Origin of the sequence: Centipeda artemidis DSM 19719 (genome assembly GCF_000426665.1) — a bacterium.
Taxonomy (GTDB): domain Bacteria; phylum Bacillota; class Negativicutes; order Selenomonadales; family Selenomonadaceae; genus Centipeda; species Centipeda artemidis.
In genome coordinates this window covers 19,468-37,979 of the sequence record NZ_AUFU01000014.1, presented here as the reverse complement: position 1 = coordinate 37,979, position 18,512 = coordinate 19,468, and the positions used below count along the sequence as shown (strand labels likewise).

Genomic DNA, 18,512 nt, shown 5'->3' with positions numbered 1-18,512 from the left:
TGCCGCACAAAGGTGTTGACCAATGTGCGGCAGTCTTTTTTGCGCACCGGTTACGGATGCTCCTCGTACTGCGGCAGATATACGATGTTCAGCCGACCCGTATCGGGGTGGATGCTGACAGTGGAGCGCACCTCGTAGAGATCGTAGATAAACTCCTCCGTGAGGAGCTCGCGCGGCGTGCCGAGACCGACGACTTGACCCTGCTTAATCGCGATGAGGCGGTCGCAGTAGAGCGCGGCGATGTTGAGATCATGGATGGCGGCGGCAACGGTCAGACCGAGCCCCTTTACGATGTCCATGATCTGGAGTTGATACTTGATGTCCAGGTGGTTTGTCGGCTCGTCGAGGATCATGCACTCCGTCTGCTGTGCAAGCGCACGCGCGAGGATGACGCGCTGCTGCTCGCCGCCGGAGAGACTGGAGAAGCTGCGCTCCTCGAACGCCGCCATGCCGACCACCCCCAGCGCCTTGCGTGCGAGCTCATAGTCGCGCAGATTGTCGCGCTCGAGTAGCTTCTTGTGCGGAGAGCGCCCCATGAGTACCACATCGAGCACGGGGAAGTCAAAGCTGTAAAAATTGTGCTGTGCGACCACCGAGAGTCGCTGCGCCGATTCCCGATAGGAAAAATCATCGATCGGACGCCCGTCAAGCGAGATCGTTCCCTCGCTCGGACGCTGCACGCGGTAAATGCATTTGAGAAACGTGCTCTTGCCGCTGCCGTTCGGTCCGATGATGCCGAGAAACTCCTTATCGTGCAGATGAAAATCCATCCCTTTGAGAATCGCCTGCTTACCGATGAAGAGCTTCACGGCCTCCGCGAGTATTTCCATATCAGTTTCCTCCAAATCCGTAGGTGCGTTTCACCATGAGATAGATGAAGCAGGGGGCGCCGATCATCGAGATGAGGATGCCGATCGGCAGCTCCGTGCGCGGGATGATTACGCGGCACAGCCCGTCGGCGACGACGAGAAAGACGGCGCCGGAGAGCGCGGCCACGGGGATGAGCCGCTTATGATCTGTGCCGATGAGCATACGGACGACGTGGGGAACGACGAGACCGACGAAACCGATCATGCCCGCCGCATAGACCGCGAAGCCGACGATGAGCGCGCTCACGAGCAGGTATGCCTGCCGATAGCCGTGGAGATCCTTGCCGAGCGTGACGGCGGATTCGTCGCCGAGCAGCATGAGATTGAGGATGCGGCTCTGCGTCCAAAAGAAGAGAACGGCGAGGACGACAATACCGCCGATGACGGGAAGCGTATCCCAGTTCGCGCCCGCGAGACTGCCCATCAGCCAGTAGGTGACGGTTTGAATGCCGTCCTTGTTGTTGGCGAAATAGATGATAAAGCTTGAGAACGCGCTGCACACGGCGCTGAGCGCCATGCCGCCGAGCAGGAGCTTCACCGCGTTGGCACGGCCGCCGAGGTTTGCGATGAAGAGCACGCCGAGCGATATGGCGAACGCGCCGACGAATGCCGAGACGCCGACCGCGTTCTCGCCGAACGCCGCGCCGACGCCGAGGAGAACGGCGGCGGTCGCTCCAAGCGAAGCGCCCGAAGAGATGCCGAGAATGTAGGGATCGGCGAGCGGGTTCTTTACAATCGCCTGCATGATGACGCCGCAGACCGAGAGTCCCGCGCCGATGGCGACGGCGAGGAGAAGGCGCGGCAGGCGCAGGAGCCAAACAATGTCGTGTACCGGACCTTTACCCGGCGCGTCGACGGGCGTGCCGCTCGCGAACTGTGCGCCGACCGCGCTCCAAATGGCCTCTGCGGGCAGATGCACCGTACCGATGCCGAGCGCCCAGAAGATCGCCGCGCAGAGCAGCAGGAGGAGCAGGAGACAGACGCCGAGCACGCCCCATTTTTGAAAAAAGTTCCGCATATATTTTACTCCTTATAAAGTGACGGGTAAAGCCCTGCGGCGATGATTCGGATGCCGTCGTACGTGCGCGTGCCGGCACTGTAAACCGTGTAGAGGGGGAGCGTATCGACGCGCCCCGCGCGGATACAGGAGAGGCCGCGCAGCGCGGGAGTGTCGCAGAAGCGCGCTTTGATTTCCGCCGCGCGGTCGTAATCCGACTCCACGACGACGAGGAAAATCGCATCCGGATCCATCTCGATGATCTGTTCGAGGCTGAGATTCAACCCGTCCGCGCCGAGATTTTCCGCGTGCAGCGCGCGCAGGATATCACCTGCGAGGGAGTTGTCCCCGTACGCGCGGATATCTCTGCCCATCGGCTCGATGACAAGGGCGCGCGGGCGGCGCGCAGCGTCACGCGTCTGCTCCGCGACGAAAGCGATTTCGCTGCGCATGGCGCGGACGAGTTCCTCTGCGCGCGCCGGATGCCCGAGGATTTTACCGAGGTTCAGAATATCCCGGCACTCGTCGTCGATGGTTTTTCTTGCGCGTGCGGCGGACGAGGAGGGGGCGATGTAGGTGTGAATCCCGCGCGCATGCCAAAAATCCGTACCGCGCAGCACCTTCGGGGAGAAGGTTGACGCCCATCCGATGATGAGATCCGGTTCCATCATGAGGACGGTTTCGACGTCAAGATTTTCAAGGCTCGTATAGGGAATGCGGTCATAGGCCTCTTGATATGCGGGGCTGAGATATTTTCGATCGGGGACGCCCATGCCCGCGATGAGACGATCGCCCGCACCGAGCGCGAGCGGCGTCTCGATAGAGTTCTGCCACACGGCGACGATGCGGCGGGGCGGGGCGTCGTATGTGTCCGTCGCCGGGTTGCCCTTGGCGTCGATGTTCTCGATCGTCACGGGATAGCCGGCGCGCGGCGACACATCCGCCGGCGCGGGTGTCTGCGCCGCATTTTCATTGACGCGGACGATCGGCGCACAGGCGGCGAGGAGAAGGGCGCACAGCGCCGGCAATAACAATTTATACATGAGATATACCTCAAAAATACGGCGTTACGGGGGCGGCGTATGTGTTTGCGCTGCTCAAAAAGGGGCTATTGCATCATGCAACAGCCCCTAGGGAGCGGTCTATATGCCGCGGCGCATTAGAAATTGTACCGCGCGCCGATCATCCAACTGCGTCCCGGCATTGCAGCGCCGCCGATGCCCGTCCATGAATTGAACGACGTCTCGTAGCCTTGGTTTGTCAGATTGTTGATGACCATATACGCCGTCAAATCCTTTGTGACTTCGTAGTTGAGATTCCAGTCGAGGATGAGGAACCGGCTGCTTGTAAAGGCATTGCGGCTCGCCCCTGTATACCAGTTGGCAAGCAGCCCCGTATAAAGTCTGCCTTTTTCATAGGACAGATTTAAAGCATAGTGATTTGCCGGGCGCAGACGGTTGATCTGCGTATTGATATCATGTCCTCCTTGATATCCCCAGTTCGGATCGAGTATCCAGCCGGATTTTGCTGACCATTTGTCCAACATATGGGAGTAGGAGGCACTCATCGTTACATGTTTATTAAACTTGTGGTCAAAGGTTAGGTTAAAGGATTTTTTATCCTCACGCGCGTTGACCGCCGTACTGCTGAATTCTGTTCCGTCCCAGATGGGAAGTGTTGCGACGGCATTGCTCATGCGCGTCCAATCATAATGAACTGCCGCTGATGTCCGCTCGGAGAATTCTTTTTGAACACCGATTGTCCATACATTCCCGCGTTCATCTTCAAGAGGCGTGTTGAAGACGCCGTTGACCTCCGTATAATCACCTTGGCGCAGCGGACGGTAAATCTTTGTCCAACCAAAATAAAGGCTGGTGGAGTAGTTGAATGTATACTGGATATTGAGTGCGGGCGTGATGAGATGCGACTTTCCTTTGCCTTGTACAGCGTCGCCTGTCGTTGTTGATTCATAAGAAGAATAGTAGGAGTAGCGCAGGGCAGGCGTAATGTCAAACTTATCTGAGACATGAATCTTATCCTGCACATAGCCGAGAATCGAGCTGCGCGTTGTGTGCGATTGCCGAACCGTACCGTTGTTGCGGAGACTCTTGGAGAAGTTTTTGGCGCGATCATAGGTGAGACTTGCGATTACGTCATTTTTGCCAAGTGCCTTCGCATATTGAACTTGCACCCCGCGGTTCCGTTCCTCCTGCCAGCTTGTCGGTTCTTTTGCCGTACCGCCTGTTTTTGCAAGCCATTCTTTGACTCTGTTTTGATCCCCGCCCGGGAAGGGGGCGAGGTTTTCTCGAATCCACTCTTGCAGCTGCTCGTTCGTTGCGCCGTGCGGGAATGCTGCATGATATTCGTTTGCCAAATCGGTGGCGCTCTTATTTCCCAAACGCCACCGATAATAGTCTCTGTTGGCGTAACGATGGTTCTGATCGTAGAGCCGCACAAAGCTCTCCATACCATTCTCCTTATGGAACGTCCATGTCAGCTCCCAATCGTTGTTCTTAAATCTGCTGAAAGAGCGGTACACTTGCCCGTCGAGCGCAAAGAGATTGCGGTAGCCGGGATTCCGCGTTGCTCCCGCGAGCGTCCGCTCCGGCTTCCAAATGTGATCATTTGGGTCGATCGCGCCCTTGATGGCATTGTTTGCATCAAGTTGACCAACGGCAGCGTTAAAAATGATTCGGTTCCAATCAGACTCGTTCCAATATTTTTGTGCAGGAGTTGCGATGGGATAGCCATCCTTGCCCTGCTTGAAGTTATACCAGAGTTTGAGGTTCTGTTTGTCACCGAGCTTTTTGTCGAGACGGATATTCAGTGCGTCCTCTTTGAACTCTGATCCGCCGAGCGTGCCCGTGATGCCTGATTCGCCGTCTACAAATTTCGTATCGCCGCTCATATTACGGCTCGCAGTAAAGAAGTAGCGCAGGTCATGCGGAGAGAATGCATTGCCCGAGAGCGTGAGCGCATAGTTATGTTTATGCCACGCGCCAGTGGAAAGGTCAAGCGTTCCGCGTTGCTTTTCGCCGCCTTTGCGCGTGATGATGTTGATGACACCGCCCGTCGCATCAGGACCATAAACGGATGCGCCCGGGCCTTTGATGACCTCGATCTTATCCACGCTCTCGATACCGAGCATCTGATCGAGATTGACACCTGTCGACTTGGTGCCGGAGGTACTGGTATCTCCGACACGCGTACTTGTGAGATTGTCCACACGCCGTCCGTCGATGAGAATAATCACACGCGTATCCCCGTTGATCGAAATGCCGTTGTTGTAGAACTCGTAACCGTACTCGCCGCCGCGGTAGCCGGGATTCTGGAACGTGATGCCCGGGATGCGCTTGATCGCCTCGGTCAGATCAAGATAATGACGTTTCTCGATCTCCTCGCGTGTGATGACTTTGACGTCACCGCCCGTACGATAATAGGACTGCTCGGTGATCGTATCGCCGAATTGATCCTTCGTACGCTCAGCGCTGACAACGACATCGTCCAGCGTATACTCGTTGAGATTCTCGTCATGCGCCGCGTAGACGGTGTCGTGCCCTCCGCCAATGGATATGAGTGCTATAGCGACGAGCGCGGACAGCTGTTTCTTCTTCATACCGATAGTTCCTCCTCAATGTTTCTAGGGTCTGCGGATTACCACCGCGCTCCGTTGATGTAAGAGAATTCGTAGTTTTGTTCTGTGACCCATGTTTTCCACTGACCCTCGAACGAACCGAAGTTCAGTGTCAGACGCTTTGTCTCACCCGCAGGGACTTTGCACATGGGCAGACGCTTTGGTGTGCCGATGAATTGGTAGGTTGTGCCGTCGGCGCGCGTGAATGTGATCTGCATGGTGAAGTCGTTCAGCGCCGTGACGGTGATGTCGTCGCGGCGATTCTCGAAGGTACCTGATACGCAGAGGTCTCCCCCGGACAGCCACACCTTTGTCGTCGTCCATTCGAGCATCATCGGATCGCCGGAGACCTCTGCCGCCATTCCTCTGCCGCCTGTGCACAGGACAAGCAGAAGAGCAAAGAACAACATCCTGTATAAACGCATTTCCTCACCCCCTTTTGGAAAAATCTCACAAAAAAACGGCGTTCTCCACGCAGGAAAATGCCGTCATACCGCCGCTGTGGGCGCGGCTCTCCTCCCCATCGCTCGTGGGTCAGGCGGTGAGCGTCAAACAGGCAGTTCTCCCGGCTCGGAATCATCGCGCAGCTGCGCCTTCCCAAGGAGACGATCTCCCCAGTGACATCATACAGCATTGCTCTTCCTTACGGTGGCGGGACCGCTTCGGCTTCACACCGAATTCCCTATTAAGTCCAAAGGACACCTGCTCCAATATAGATTTATAATTTTATAGGGCGTGTTTATTCTATTATAGGGGAATGGAATTTGTCAAGATGGATTCGGGTGGAACAGAAAAAAAGAATATGCAAAAATATCGAATGTTTATAGCGGATGATTTTATCTTGCATGAAAGCGTGTGATTCGCTAGAATGAAGTTTAAGAGGCACTTGACATGGTGTTTCTACGAATATGGTTTGGCAGTATGCGGAAAGCTGCTGCGGCGGTCGTAATATAGAGATTAATTAAGGAGGATTAACATATGCAAACCGGACAACTAAAGGAAATGGTGAAGGATAAGTCGCTGCCGGCGCCGATTCAAAAGGCGCTGCAGGTGCTGCATCTGCGCGATATTGCAAATATGCAGACGGGGCGCGTGGAGATTGCAGGCGAGGATATGTACGCGGATGTGTTCGACGCGGTGACGCGGCGGTACGGCGATCAGCGTGCGGAGGCGCACGAGCAGTACTACGATGTGCAGTACCTCGCGCGCGGAGCGGAGCGGCTGCACTATGCGCCGCAGGGCACAGAGGGAGAGGTCGCGGCGCGCATCCCCGAGCGCGATCTGATCTTTTACCGCGGGACGCCCGATCCGGAGTATATCGACGCCGTGCCGGGGACGGTGACGATCTTTGCGCCGGGGGAAATCCACCGCCCGACGGTCGCAGCAGGCGAGCCGATGGAGATCCGCAAGGCGGTCGTTAAGGTTCATTCGTCTCTCATGACGTCGTGATCCTTGCAAAAAATATTGTTTTGTGCTACTCTTACGTAGTATTTCATACCAAAATAAACGACGATGTGCGGGCGCCCTCGTCCCCCTCGGGACGGGGCGCTTTTTTCGGGAGGAACGAAATAGATGTCAGAAGAGCAGGGCGCCAATATTCCGAAGAACTACGATCCCGCTTCCTTTGAGCGGAAATGGTATGCGTATTGGGAAGATCACGGATTTTTTCATCAAGAGGCGGACGAGAGCCGCGAACCGTACAGCGTCGTCATCCCGCCGCCGAATGTGACGGGACAGCTCCACATGGGGCATGCACTCGACAATACTCTGCAGGATATCCTCGTGCGGTATCAGCGGATGCGCGGGAAGAACGTCATCTGGGTGCCGGGCTGCGACCATGCGGGCATCGCGACGCAGGCAAAGGTCGAGGAGTCGCTGCGCGCGGAGGGGACGACGCGGTTCGACCTCGGGCGCGAGAAGTTCCTCGAGCGCGTGTGGGCGTGGAAGGAGCAGTACGGCGACCGCATCATGTATCAGCTGCGGATGCTCGGTTCGTCCTGTGACTGGGCGCGCGAGCGGTTCACGATGGACGGGGGATGTTCGCGTGCGGTGCGCGAGGCGTTCGTCAGTCTCTACGAGCAGGGGCTCATCTATCAAGGCACGCGCATCACGAACTGGTGCCCGTCCTGCACGACGGCGATCTCCGACATCGAGGTGAACCACGAGACGGAAGAGGGGCATCTCTGGCATCTGCGCTATGCGATCGAGGGGACGGACGAGTACGTCGAGATCGCAACCACGCGCCCCGAGACGATGTTCGGCGATACGGGCGTCGCGGTACACCCGGACGATGAACGGTACAAACATCTCGTCGGGAAAACGCTGATTCTGCCCGTCGTGGGACGGCGCATCCCGCTCTTTGCCGACGCCTATGTCGATCCCGCATTTGGGACGGGCGCGGTCAAGGTGACGCCGGCGCACGACCCGAACGACTTTGAGATGGGACTGCGGCACAATCTGGCGCAGATCATCGTCATCGATACGGAAGGGAAGATGACCGCGGGCGCGGGGCATTATGAGGGCATGGATCGCTATGCCTGCCGCAAGGCGCTCGTGAAGGAGCTCGAGGAGATCGGCGCACTTGTTTCGACCGAGGGACATGAGCACGCGGTCGGACACTGCTCACGCTGCGGCACGACGATCGAGCCGCTCGTCTCAAAGCAGTGGTTCGTCCGCATGGAGGAACTTGCAGAGCCCGCGATCGCGGCGGTGCGGGACGGGCGTATCCGCTTTGTGCCCGATCGCTTTACGAAGATTTATGAAAACTGGCTCGAGAATATCCGCGACTGGTGCATCTCGCGTCAGCTTTGGTGGGGACACCGCATCCCCGCGTGGCACTGCGACGACTGCGGCGAGACGAGCGTTTCGCGTGAGGATTTGACGGCGTGCGCGCACTGCGGCTCGACGAAGATCCGGCAGGACGAGGACGTCCTCGACACATGGTTCAGCTCGGGGCTTTGGCCGTTTGAGACGATGGGATGGCCGGACGATACGAAGGATCTGCGTCATTTTTACCCGACGGCGGCGCTCGTCACGGGCTACGACATCATCTTCTTCTGGGTGGCGCGCATGGTCATGATGGGGCTGCGCTTCGGCGGCGACGTGCCGTTCCGCGACGTATTCATCCACGGGCTCGTGCGCGACAGCGAGGGACGCAAGATGTCAAAGTCCCTTGGCAACGGCATCGATCCCGTCGAGGTCATTGAGAAATACGGCGCGGACACGCTCCGGTTCATGCTCATCACAGGCAATACGCCGGGCAACGATATGCGTTTTTACTGGGAGCGCGTCGAGGCGGCGCGTAATTTTGCCAATAAGATATGGAACGCATCGCGCTACATGCTGATGAATTTCGAGGGGGCGGACACCTCCTTCGTCCCCGCGGCGGAGGACTATACGCTCGCCGACCGCTGGATTCTCTCGCGCTGTGCGGTGACGGCGCGCGACGTGACGGCGAACCTCGAGAAATACGAGCTCGGCGAGGCGGGGCGCACGATCTATGAGTTCCTCTGGAGCGAGTTCTGCGATTGGTACATCGAGCTGACGAAGGCGCGGCTCTACGATAAAGAGAATGTCCGCGCGAAGAATACGGCGCTCTATGTGCTGCGCACCGTGCTCGAGCGGACGCTGCGTCTCCTGCATCCCTTCATGCCGTTCCTCACGGAGGAGATTTGGCAAAAGCTGCCGCATGAGGGCGAGAGCATCATGACGGCACACTGGCCGGCGGGGCATGAGAGCGACCTCGATGCGGCGGCGGAGCGCGATATGACCGCCGTCATGGAGGTCATTAAGACCGTGCGCAACCTGCGCGCCGAGCTCAGCACGCCCCCGGGCAAGAAGAGCGAGCTCATCCTGCGCGTGACGGACGGGGCGCTGCGGGAGGTCTTTGCGGCGCACGAGGACTATTTCTTCGCACTTGCCTCCGCTTCGTCCGTGACGTTCCTCGCGGCGGACGCATCCGATCCGGAGAATGCGGTGACGGGGGCACTCGCGGGCGCGGCGGTCTATCTGCCGCTCGCGGGGTTGATTGACGTCCCGAAGGAGCGCGCGCGCCTTGAAAAGGAGCAGACGAATCTCGAAAAGGAGATCGCGCGCTTGTCGGGCAAGCTCGCCAACGCGGGCTTTACCTCCAAAGCGCCCGCACAGGTCGTTGCGGCGGAGCGCGAGAAACTCGCGGGCTATGAGGAGAAAATCACGCTCCTCAGAACTCGCCTTGCGGATCTCGTAAAGCTCTGAGGTACGCCGATGGACTATCAAGAGTCACTGGCATATCTGGACGAACTGAATACGTTCGGCATCCGTTTGGGGCTGTCGCGCATGGAGGAACTCTGCGCGCGGCTGGGGCATCCCGAGCGTGCGTACCGGAGCATCCACATCGCGGGAACGAATGGCAAGGGCTCCGTGACACAGATGATGGATGCCGTGTACCGCGCCGCAGGGATTCGCTGCGGACGTTATATGTCGCCGCATCTCATTTCCTATACGGAGCGCATGAGCGTCGGCGGAGAGGACATCTCCGAGGAGCGGTTTGCCGCGCTCTTAACGCGCGTGCGTGCGGCGGCGGACGAGATGACCGCGGAGGGACATGAGCACCCGACGCAGTTCGAGGCGCTGACGGCGCTCGCGTTCCTCTATTTTGCCGAGGAGAAGGTGGAGATCGCCGTCATTGAGACGGGGCTCGGCGGTCTGCTCGATTCGACAAATGTCATAGAGCCGATGCTGACCATCATTACAAATGTCGCCATGGATCACGCCGACCGCTGCGGCGGTACGCTCGCGGGCATCGCCGAGCACAAAGCGGGCATTATCAAGGAGGGCGTGCCTGTGATCACGGCGGCGTCGGGCAAGCCTCTTGAGATCATCCAAGCGCGTGCGGAGGAGATGACGGCGGACGTCTTTGTCTATGGCGAGGACTTTTCTGCCGATATGATTTTCCCGGCGGGCGGAGGGCAGCGCGTTGCGTTTCATTCGCTTGTCTGCCGTGAGCCTGCGCCGTTTGAGCTCTCACTTGCAGGAACCTATCAGGCGGAGAATGCCGCCCTCGTCATCATGGCGGCAAAGCTCCTCGAGCGCGATGATGCGCGCATTACGGAAGAGGCGCTGCGGACGGCGCTGGCACATGTGCGGCATCCCGCGCGCTTTGAGATTCGATCATGGGCGGCGGGGGACGCCGTTGTGGACGGCGCGCATAATCCGGCGGGCATGGCGGCGCTGCGGGCGAGTCTTGACCGTTATTTCCCGAAGGAGCAGCGTGTCTTTGTGCTTGGCATCCTCAAGGACAAGGACATCGACACGATGCTCAGTACGCTCCTGCGTCCCGGGGATGTGGTCGTCACGGTACGGCCAAACTCCGAGCGTGCGGCGGGAGCGGATGTCGTCGCTGCCGTCGCCGCCGCGATGGGACTCGACACCGTTGCCTGCGGTGATGTGGAGACGGCGCTCGTTGAGGCGGAGCGGCGCGCACACGGCGATGCACTGCTCGTCGCTTGTGGGTCGCTCTATCTTGTCGGCGGCGTGCGCAAACTCCTGCGCGCAGCGGGGAGGTGAGCGGATGGCGGAGGATTACGTCAAGCAGCGCCGCCGCTTCCGGCGGCGTCGCCGATGGGGGGCACGCATGGGCGCCGTCATGCGTTATGCAGTGCTCGCGGAGGCTTTCCTCATCCCTCTCGTACCGCTCGCTGCGATGGCAGTCCTGCTCGTCGGATGCGGGGCACTTGCGCTTCGGCTGCGCATCGATCCGGAGTTCCGGCTGCGGCGGCTGCCGTACGATGCGCCCGCGCTTCTCTTTGTCGTCATCGCATTGGCATCCGTCGCCGCTGCACCGGATAAGGCGTTCAGTTTCTACAACTTTTATCACCTTGTCCCGGTCTATGCGCTGACCTACCTCCTCGCAGGGCAAACGCTGCGCGACACGGCGTCGCTGCGGCGTACGGTGCTCGTCATGGCAATTGCCGCAGGGATTGTCATCCTTTACGGATTCTATCAGTTCATTTTCGGCATTGATATCTCCGCGATGAAATGGGTGGACGGCGAGTCCTTCCCGGAGCTGTCGAAACGGGTTTTTTCCACATGGGAAAATCCGAATATCCTCGCGGGCTATCTCGACATCGTTGCCTGTATCGCGGTTGGTCTCATGACCGGGCTTCAGCGTTGGCTGCGCATCCTTGCAATTGTCCTTCTCATCGCAGCACTCGCGTGCCTTGGCATGACCTATGCGCGCGGCGCGTGCCTTGTCATTGCCGCGGTGCTTGCAGGCTATGGCATCTTGCGTGATTTGCGCATCCTCGCGGGAATTGCGGTGATTTGCGGGCTTGTTCTTGCCTTTGACCCTGTGCTGACGGATCGGCTGCTCTCGGTATTTACGCGCATTGATACCTCTTCGGAGATGCGTCTCGCGTTCTGGGAGAGCACTGTCGCGATGATTTTAGACCATCCCTTTCTCGGCATCGGGTGGGGGATGTACTTCATGGTCTATCCCGATTACGATTTTTACTTGCAGGGCGCGCCCGTGCAGATCGTACACGCGCACAATATGTATCTGAACTACGCCGCAGAGATCGGCATCCCCGGGGCGCTCGCGTTCCTGTGGTTCTTTTTCGGGACGCTCGTGCTTGCTCTGCGCACAAAGCGCGATACGCCGCCGTGGGAAGCGCAGCTCGCCGTGCATGAGCGGGCGTGGAAAACGCTCGCCGACGTGCGTGCGGGGCTCGAGGCGTGGCGCTGTGATAAATTTATTGACGGGCTTAGCCTCGGCCTGGGGCTTGCATTTTGCTCCGTCGCTCTTAACGGGCTCACCGATCACCTGTTGTTTAACATTCCGTCCTCCATGCTGCTGTGGATGCTTGCCGCAATGACGGCGGCGGTGCACGCGATCGCGGGGGAACGGAAGGAAGGATGAGTATGCAGGAAAACAGTTCAATCTCGAAGGCAACGGTGGACAGGCTTCCACGGTACTACCGCTGCCTGCGTCTGCTTGCGGATGAGGGGGTGGAGATTACCTCCTCCGAGGAGATCGGCAGGCGTACCTCCGTCAATCCCGAACAGATTCGCAAAGACCTTGCGGTCTTTGGTCAGTTCGGAAAAAAAGGCGTTGGGTATTACGTCGCTGAACTCAAGGAAAATATCGGCGGGATTCTGGGGCTTGACCAGCGGTTTAATATTGCCATCGTCGGCATGGGACATCTCGGCGTTGCACTTGCGAACTATCAGGGGATCACGCGCCTTGGTTTTCGCATCGCCGCACTCTTTGACGTGAATCCCGTCGTCATCGGTACGCGGCTCGGCGAGCGGCGTGTCGAGGACATTGCGTACCTCCCCGAGATCGTCGCCGAACGCGGCGTTCAGATCGGCGTCATCGCCGTGCCTGCCGCGCATGCACAGGAAGTTGCCGACAGACTGGTAGGAGCGGGGATACGGGGGATTTGGAACTTCGCTCCCGTGAAGCTCGCTGTGCCGGAAAACATTCCGCTGATCAGTGAGGATCTGTCCGTCGGACTCAGCAGTCTGTCTTATTCGCTCACACATATCGCGTTTGAAGATGAAGAATTGTCAGAGAAAAATAATATAGAATAGCGCTTGCGTGCACTTTTTTTCACAAATCACAGAAAATGCCGTCAATACAATCTTGACGGTAATTTTTTTTCGTGATATTCTAAGGGACAGATATAATTGGCATATGCAGCTATGATAACTCGTAACTATTCAAAGCGTTTACATCTACTCTCCACGGAGGTTTTTACCTCATGTTTTGGATGGATTACGAGTGTTCAGGCGCGGTGCCATAGATGTATCAGAAGAGCAGCCGCCAAGAGAACTGGTCGGTGTAGCAAGAGGGAGGTTTTTCTATGATCGATATTTCCGATCGCGTACCTAAGTCCCTTGCGGACAAAATCGTGAGTGCGGAAGTAGCTGCCGAGTATTTTAAGGACGGCATGACCATCGGTGCGAGCGGCTTTACGCCGTCCGGCTATCCGAAGGCAGTGCCCCTCGCCATCGCGGAGCGGATGAAGAAGAGCCCGTTCAAGGTCAATCTTTGGACAGGCGCATCCACAGGTCCCGAGCTGGACGGCGCGCTCGCCGAGGCAAACGGCATTGAGCAGCGTCTGCCCTATCAGACGAACACGCCGCTGCGCAATCAGATCAATTCGGGAGCAGTGAACTACATCGATATGCACCTTTCGGAAGTCGCGCAGCAGAGCCGCGAGGGCTTCCTGGGCAAGATCGACGTCGCGCTCATTGAGGCGGTTGCGATCACCGAGGAGGGCATCATCCCCTCGACCTCGGTCGGCAACACCCCGTCCTATGTGCAGACCGCGGATGTGGTCATCGTCGAAGTCAACACCAGCCAGCCCATGGAGCTGGTCGGAATGCACGACATCTATATCCCGCTCGATCCTCCGAACCGTCTGCCGATTCCCATCACGAAGGCGGGCGACCGTATCGGCACGAACTTCATTCCGTGCCCGCTCGAGAAGATCAAGTACATCGTCCCCTGTGACATCACCGACAAGACGCGTGCGCTCGCACCGCTCGACGATGCCTCGCGCAAGATGGGGGCGTTCACGGTCGAGCTTCTCAAGAAGGAGATCGCGGCAGGTCGTATGCCCAAGGGACTTCTCCCGCTCCAGTCGGGCGTCGGCAACGTGGCAAACGCCGTTATCGCAGGCTTTGTCAACTCTGACTTCACGGATCTTGAGGTCTATACCGAGGTCATTCAGGACGGCATGTTCGACCTTGCGGATGCCGGCAAGCTGAAGTTTGCATCCGGCACGGCGTTCTCTCCCTCTCCGGAAGGGCTGCAGCGCTTCTACAAGGACATCGACAAGTACAAGAAGATCATGATGCTCCGTCCGCAGGAGATCTCGAACAACCCCGAGGTTGTCCGTCGTCTCGGCGTCATCGCGATGAACACCGCGATCGAAGTCGATATCTACGGCAACGTCAATTCCACCCATGTCACGGGCACGAAGATGATGAACGGCATCGGCGGCAGCGGCGATTTCGCGCGCAACGCCTACCTCACGATCTTTTACACGACGTCCGAGGCAAAGGGCGGCAAGATCTCGTCCATTGTTCCGTTCTGCGCACACATTGACCACGGCGCACACGACGTTGACGTCGTCATCACGGAGCAGGGCGTTGCGGATCTGCGCGGCAAATCCCCGCGGCAGCGTGCACTCGAGATCATCAACAACTGTGCACATCCGGACTATCGTCCGATTCTGCTCGATTACTACAACCGTGCGCTTGCGGCAACCAAGGGCGCACAGACACCGCATCTGCTCGATGAGGCGCTTTCCTTCCATCAGCGCTTCGTAACAACGGGGTCGATGCAGAAATAAAAAGATAAAAAGTGCAAAAAGCACTTTAGCGCACAAAGCGCAAAAACTGAAAAGAGCATAGGAGGAAAAAATCCAAATGAGCAATGAGAAAATCCAGGCGGAGCTTGACCAGTACAATGCCAACGTAGAGAAGGCAACCGCAAAGTTCCCCGCGCGCCCGAACATTCCGGCGCAGGGGCTTTACACCCCGCTCGACATCAAGGAGACGGACTACGCGGAGGATCTCAGTTTCCCCGGCGTTTATCCCTATACCCGTGGCGTTCAGCCGACGATGTACCGCGGGCGCTTCTGGACCATGCGTATGTACGCGGGCTTCTCCACAGCGGAGGAATCCAACAAGCGCTATCGCTACCTCATCGAAAGCGGTGCGACGGGGCTTTCCTGCGCGTTTGATCTCCCGACGCAGATCGGCTACGATTCCACGGATACCATCGCTGAGGGCGAGGTCGGAAAGGTCGGCGTTGCGATCGATTCGCTTGCCGATATGGAGATCCTCTTCGATCAGATCGACCTCGGCAAAGTCTCCACGTCCATGACGATCAACGCACCGGCTTCCGTTCTGCTCGCGATGTATATCGCTGTGGCAGAGAAGCAGGGCGTCTCCGCGGACAAACTCAAAGGGACCATTCAGAACGATATTCTGAAAGAATACGCGGCACGCGGTACCTATATTTTCCCGCCGCGTCCGTCCATGCGTCTCATCACGAACATTTTCGAATATTGCTCCAAGAACGTGCCGAACTGGAACACCATTTCCATCTCCGGCTATCACATCCGCGAGGCGGGTTCCACCGCGTCGCAGGAAATTGCATTCACCATTGCGGACGGCATCGCCTATGTTGAAGCCGCCATCAAGGCAGGTCTCAGCGTCGACGACTTTGCGGGACGTCTCTCCTTCTTCTGGAATGCGCACAACAATGTGCTCGAAGAAGTTGCGAAGTTCCGTGCCTCCCGCCGCGTCTGGGCGAAGGTCATGAAAGAGCGTTTCCACGCGCAGAAACCTAAGTCCATGATGCTCCGCGTTCATACACAGACGGCCGGCTCCATGCTGACCGCGCAGCAGCCAAACAACAACATCGTCCGCGTTGCGCTCCAGACCGCAGCCGCGGTTATGGGCGGCACGCAGTCGCTGCACACGAACTCCCGCGACGAAGCGCTCGCGCTTCCGACGGAGGAATCGGTTATGGTCGCACTCCGCACGCAGCAGATCGTTGCGTATGAGAGCGGACTTGCCGACGTCATCGATCCGCTCGCAGGCTCCTATTATGTAGAGGCCATGACGAACCGCATTGAGGCGGAGGCATGGGAATACATCAAGAAGATTGATGATATCGGCGGCGCTGTTGCGGCGATCGAGAAGGGCTATATCCAGAAGGAAATTCAGGACAGCGCTTACAAGTGGCAGATGGATGTTGAGTCCGGCGCGCGCGTCATCGTCGGTGTCAACAAATTCCAGGTGGAAGAGGAAGCTCCGAAGAACCTGCTCAAGGTTGACGCTTCTGTCGGCGAGAAACAGAAGGCCAAGGTTGAGGCTATGAAGGCAAAGCGTGACAACGCCGCCGTTCAGGCTGCTCTGGCGGATCTGAAGAACGCCTGTGCGGACGAGGACGAGAACCTCATGCCGCATATTCTCGCAGCGGTCAAGACCTACGCAACGCTCGGCGAGATCTGCGGCGTGATGCGCGAAGTCTTCGGCGAATACGAAGCACACGTCAACCTGTAATGAATTGGTGAATGCAAGGTTCAGGAGGAATATAAAAATGGCAGAGAAAATCAGAGTACTCGTTGCGAAACCCGGTCTTGATGGGCATGACCGCGGCGCGAAGGTCGTTGCACGCGCACTGCGCGACGCCGGATTCGAAGTCGTCTACACGGGGCTTCGTCAGACGCCCGAGGAGATCGCAGAAGCAGCTCTGCAGGAAGACGTCAACGTCATCGCGATGAGCATCCTCTCTGGAGCGCACCCGCATCTCTTCCCGAAGGTTGTGGATCTCGTCCGCTCCAAGGGAATGAAGGATGTCCTGATCATCGGCGGCGGAGTGATTCCCGAGGGCGATATCCCCGCACTCAAACAGGCGGGCGTCGCAGAAGTCTTTACACCCGGAACGCCGACCAGCGCGATTGTTGACTTCATCAAGGCACATGTAAAAGCGTAACAAACGCATTTTTAGAAAGGTGGATGGCAGCGGAATCTCTTCACTGCCATCCACCTGACATGTTTTGATGGAAGCAGCGACGCGAAGGAGGCGGGTAATATGGATATCGCCGCCGAAGTGCTGCGCGGCAATCGCCTTGCCCTCTCACGCGCCATTACGGCGATTGAGAACGAGCGCGAGAGCGCGACGGACATCATGAAGGCTCTTTATCCACACACGGGACACGCCTATGTCCTCGGCATTACGGGACCCCCCGGTGCTGGGAAAAGCACCATGACGGATAAGATTGCCAAGGAATACCGCAAACGCGGGAAAACTGTCGGCATCATCGCCGTCGACCCCACAAGCCCCTTTTCCGGCGGCGCCATCTTGGGCGACCGCATCCGTATGAACGACCTGACGCTCGACGAGGGCGTATTTATCCGCAGTATGGGAACGCGCGGCAGCCTTGGCGGGCTTTCGCACAAGACTGCTGACGCGGTAAAGGTCATGGATGCGTTCGGCAAAGATATCATCTTTGTCGAGACCGTCGGTGTCGGGCAGTCCGAGGTGGACATTGTGCGGGCGGCGGACACTACCATGGTCGTTTTGATCCCCGGTATGGGCGACGATATTCAGGCCATTAAGGCGGGCATCTTGGAGATCGGCGATGTGTTCGCCGTCAACAAGTCCGATCTTGACGGTGCGGATAAACTCGTCCGCGAAATCAATATGATGCTGGATCTTGACGATCATATGTCAGACTGGCGGCCGCCGATCCGCAAAGTCGTTGCCAACCGCAGCGAAGGAATCGAGGATCTGGTGGACACGCTCGAAGAACACCGCGCCCATATCGAAGGAAACGGCGTCCTCACGGAACGGCGGACACGCCGTACACGCGACGAGATGCTCGACATCCTCCATGCGGGGGTGGGGCGCCATATCGAAAAACGAATCGTCAGTACCGGACGGCTCGACGCGTATGTGGCGCAGATCAAGGCACATGAGACAGACCCCTACACCGTAGTGGGCGAGGTCATGGCCGAAATGTTGTCATAGGGAAATACCGAGCGCCGGATCACTCTGCGCGGGCATTTCCTTGATGAGGAGGATTAACAATGTTCAAGGTTTTGGGAATCGATCACATCGGTGTCGCAGTGAAAGACCTCGAAGAGGGCAAATCGTTCTGGTCGGATGTCATCGGCATCCCCTGCACGAATCAGGAGACGGTCGCCGAGCAGAAAGTCACGACGACGTTCCATCCGACCCCGAACGGCAGCGAAATTGAGCTCCTGATCGGCACGGCGCCGGACAGCCCGATCACGAAGTACATCGAGCGCAGCGGCGAGGGCATCCAGCATGTCGCTCTGCGTGTCGACAATATCGAGAACGCAATTGCCGACCTCATGGCAAAGGGCGTCCGCATGATCGACGAGAAGCCGCGCATCGGTGCGGGCGGCGCAAAGATTGCGTTCCTTCATCCGAAAGCGACGAAGGGCGTTCTCCTTGAGATCTGCGAGCATGAGGATCGCTGAG

Annotated in this window: 15 protein-coding genes and 1 riboswitch; of the genes, 10 read left to right on the top strand and 5 right to left on the bottom strand. The window is 58.1% G+C overall.

All coding sequences use genetic code 11. The annotated features are described in order from the left end of the window. Positions 1 to 50 precede the first annotated feature (50 nt). The 5 genes from K341_RS0108495 to K341_RS0108475 form a co-directional block, all read right to left on the bottom strand. On the bottom strand, positions 51 to 830 hold the full coding sequence (locus K341_RS0108495; protein ID WP_009350229.1) for an ABC transporter ATP-binding protein: 780 nt from the start codon (positions 828 to 830) through the stop codon (positions 51 to 53). A gap of 1 nt (position 831) precedes the next feature. Further along, a complete protein-coding gene (locus K341_RS0108490; protein ID WP_009350228.1) occupies positions 832 to 1,887 on the bottom strand; it encodes a FecCD family ABC transporter permease in 1,056 nt (351 codons plus the stop codon). 5 nt (positions 1,888 to 1,892) lie between these two features. Next, positions 1,893 to 2,909, bottom strand: coding sequence for an ABC transporter substrate-binding protein (locus K341_RS0108485; RefSeq protein WP_009350227.1), 1,017 nt, complete (start codon positions 2,907 to 2,909; stop codon positions 1,893 to 1,895). Between the two features lie 116 nt (positions 2,910 to 3,025). Next, entirely contained in the window at positions 3,026 to 5,482 is a 2,457-nt protein-coding gene (locus K341_RS0108480) for a TonB-dependent receptor domain-containing protein (RefSeq protein ID WP_009350226.1), read from the bottom strand. 38 nt (positions 5,483 to 5,520) lie between these two features. Then, on the bottom strand, positions 5,521 to 5,910 hold the full coding sequence (locus tag K341_RS0108475) for a hypothetical protein (RefSeq protein WP_248676897.1): 390 nt from the start codon (positions 5,908 to 5,910) through the stop codon (positions 5,521 to 5,523). A gap of 128 nt (positions 5,911 to 6,038) precedes the next feature. Next, positions 6,039 to 6,221, bottom strand: a riboswitch (cobalamin riboswitch). A gap of 257 nt (positions 6,222 to 6,478) precedes the next feature. On the opposite strand from K341_RS0108475, the gene K341_RS0108465 reads away from it, so the two are divergent. The 10 genes from K341_RS0108465 (at position 6,479) to mce (ending at position 18,511) form a co-directional block, all read left to right on the top strand. Beyond that, complete coding sequence (locus K341_RS0108465) at positions 6,479 to 6,949, top strand: NanQ anomerase/TabA/YiaL family protein (protein WP_009350224.1); 471 nt, start codon at positions 6,479 to 6,481, stop codon at positions 6,947 to 6,949. A 123-nt stretch (positions 6,950 to 7,072) separates the two neighbouring features. Then, complete coding sequence (locus K341_RS0108460) at positions 7,073 to 9,736, top strand: valine--tRNA ligase (protein ID WP_009350223.1); 2,664 nt, start codon at positions 7,073 to 7,075, stop codon at positions 9,734 to 9,736. Between the two features lie 9 nt (positions 9,737 to 9,745). After that, positions 9,746 to 11,047: a bifunctional folylpolyglutamate synthase/dihydrofolate synthase gene (locus tag K341_RS0108455; protein WP_009350222.1), complete on the top strand. Its 1,302-nt coding sequence runs from the start codon at positions 9,746 to 9,748 to the stop codon at positions 11,045 to 11,047. 4 nt (positions 11,048 to 11,051) lie between these two features. After that, positions 11,052 to 12,398: an O-antigen ligase family protein gene (locus tag K341_RS0108450; RefSeq protein WP_009350220.1), complete on the top strand. Its 1,347-nt coding sequence runs from the start codon at positions 11,052 to 11,054 to the stop codon at positions 12,396 to 12,398. Between the two features lie 2 nt (positions 12,399 to 12,400). After that, entirely contained in the window at positions 12,401 to 13,072 is a 672-nt protein-coding gene (locus tag K341_RS0108445) for a redox-sensing transcriptional repressor Rex (protein ID WP_026762493.1), read from the top strand. 272 nt (positions 13,073 to 13,344) lie between these two features. Continuing rightward, positions 13,345 to 14,841 (top strand): succinyl-CoA:acetate CoA-transferase ScpC, encoded by a 1,497-nt coding sequence (gene scpC / locus K341_RS0108440; RefSeq protein WP_009350218.1) that lies wholly within the window; start codon positions 13,345 to 13,347, stop codon positions 14,839 to 14,841. 76 nt (positions 14,842 to 14,917) lie between these two features. Further along, positions 14,918 to 16,564, top strand: a complete 1,647-nt coding sequence (locus tag K341_RS0108435) for an acyl-CoA mutase large subunit family protein (protein ID WP_009350217.1) — start codon at positions 14,918 to 14,920, stop codon at positions 16,562 to 16,564. Between the two features lie 37 nt (positions 16,565 to 16,601). Then, positions 16,602 to 16,997, top strand: a complete 396-nt coding sequence (locus K341_RS0108430) for a cobalamin B12-binding domain-containing protein (protein WP_009350216.1) — start codon at positions 16,602 to 16,604, stop codon at positions 16,995 to 16,997. Positions 16,998 to 17,096: 99 nt separating this feature from the next. Continuing rightward, positions 17,097 to 18,035: a methylmalonyl Co-A mutase-associated GTPase MeaB gene (gene meaB / locus K341_RS0108425; RefSeq protein WP_009350215.1), complete on the top strand. Its 939-nt coding sequence runs from the start codon at positions 17,097 to 17,099 to the stop codon at positions 18,033 to 18,035. Between the two features lie 59 nt (positions 18,036 to 18,094). Further along, on the top strand, positions 18,095 to 18,511 hold the full coding sequence (gene mce / locus K341_RS0108420; RefSeq protein ID WP_009350214.1) for a methylmalonyl-CoA epimerase: 417 nt from the start codon (positions 18,095 to 18,097) through the stop codon (positions 18,509 to 18,511). The last annotated feature ends 1 nt before the right edge of the window (position 18,512 follow it).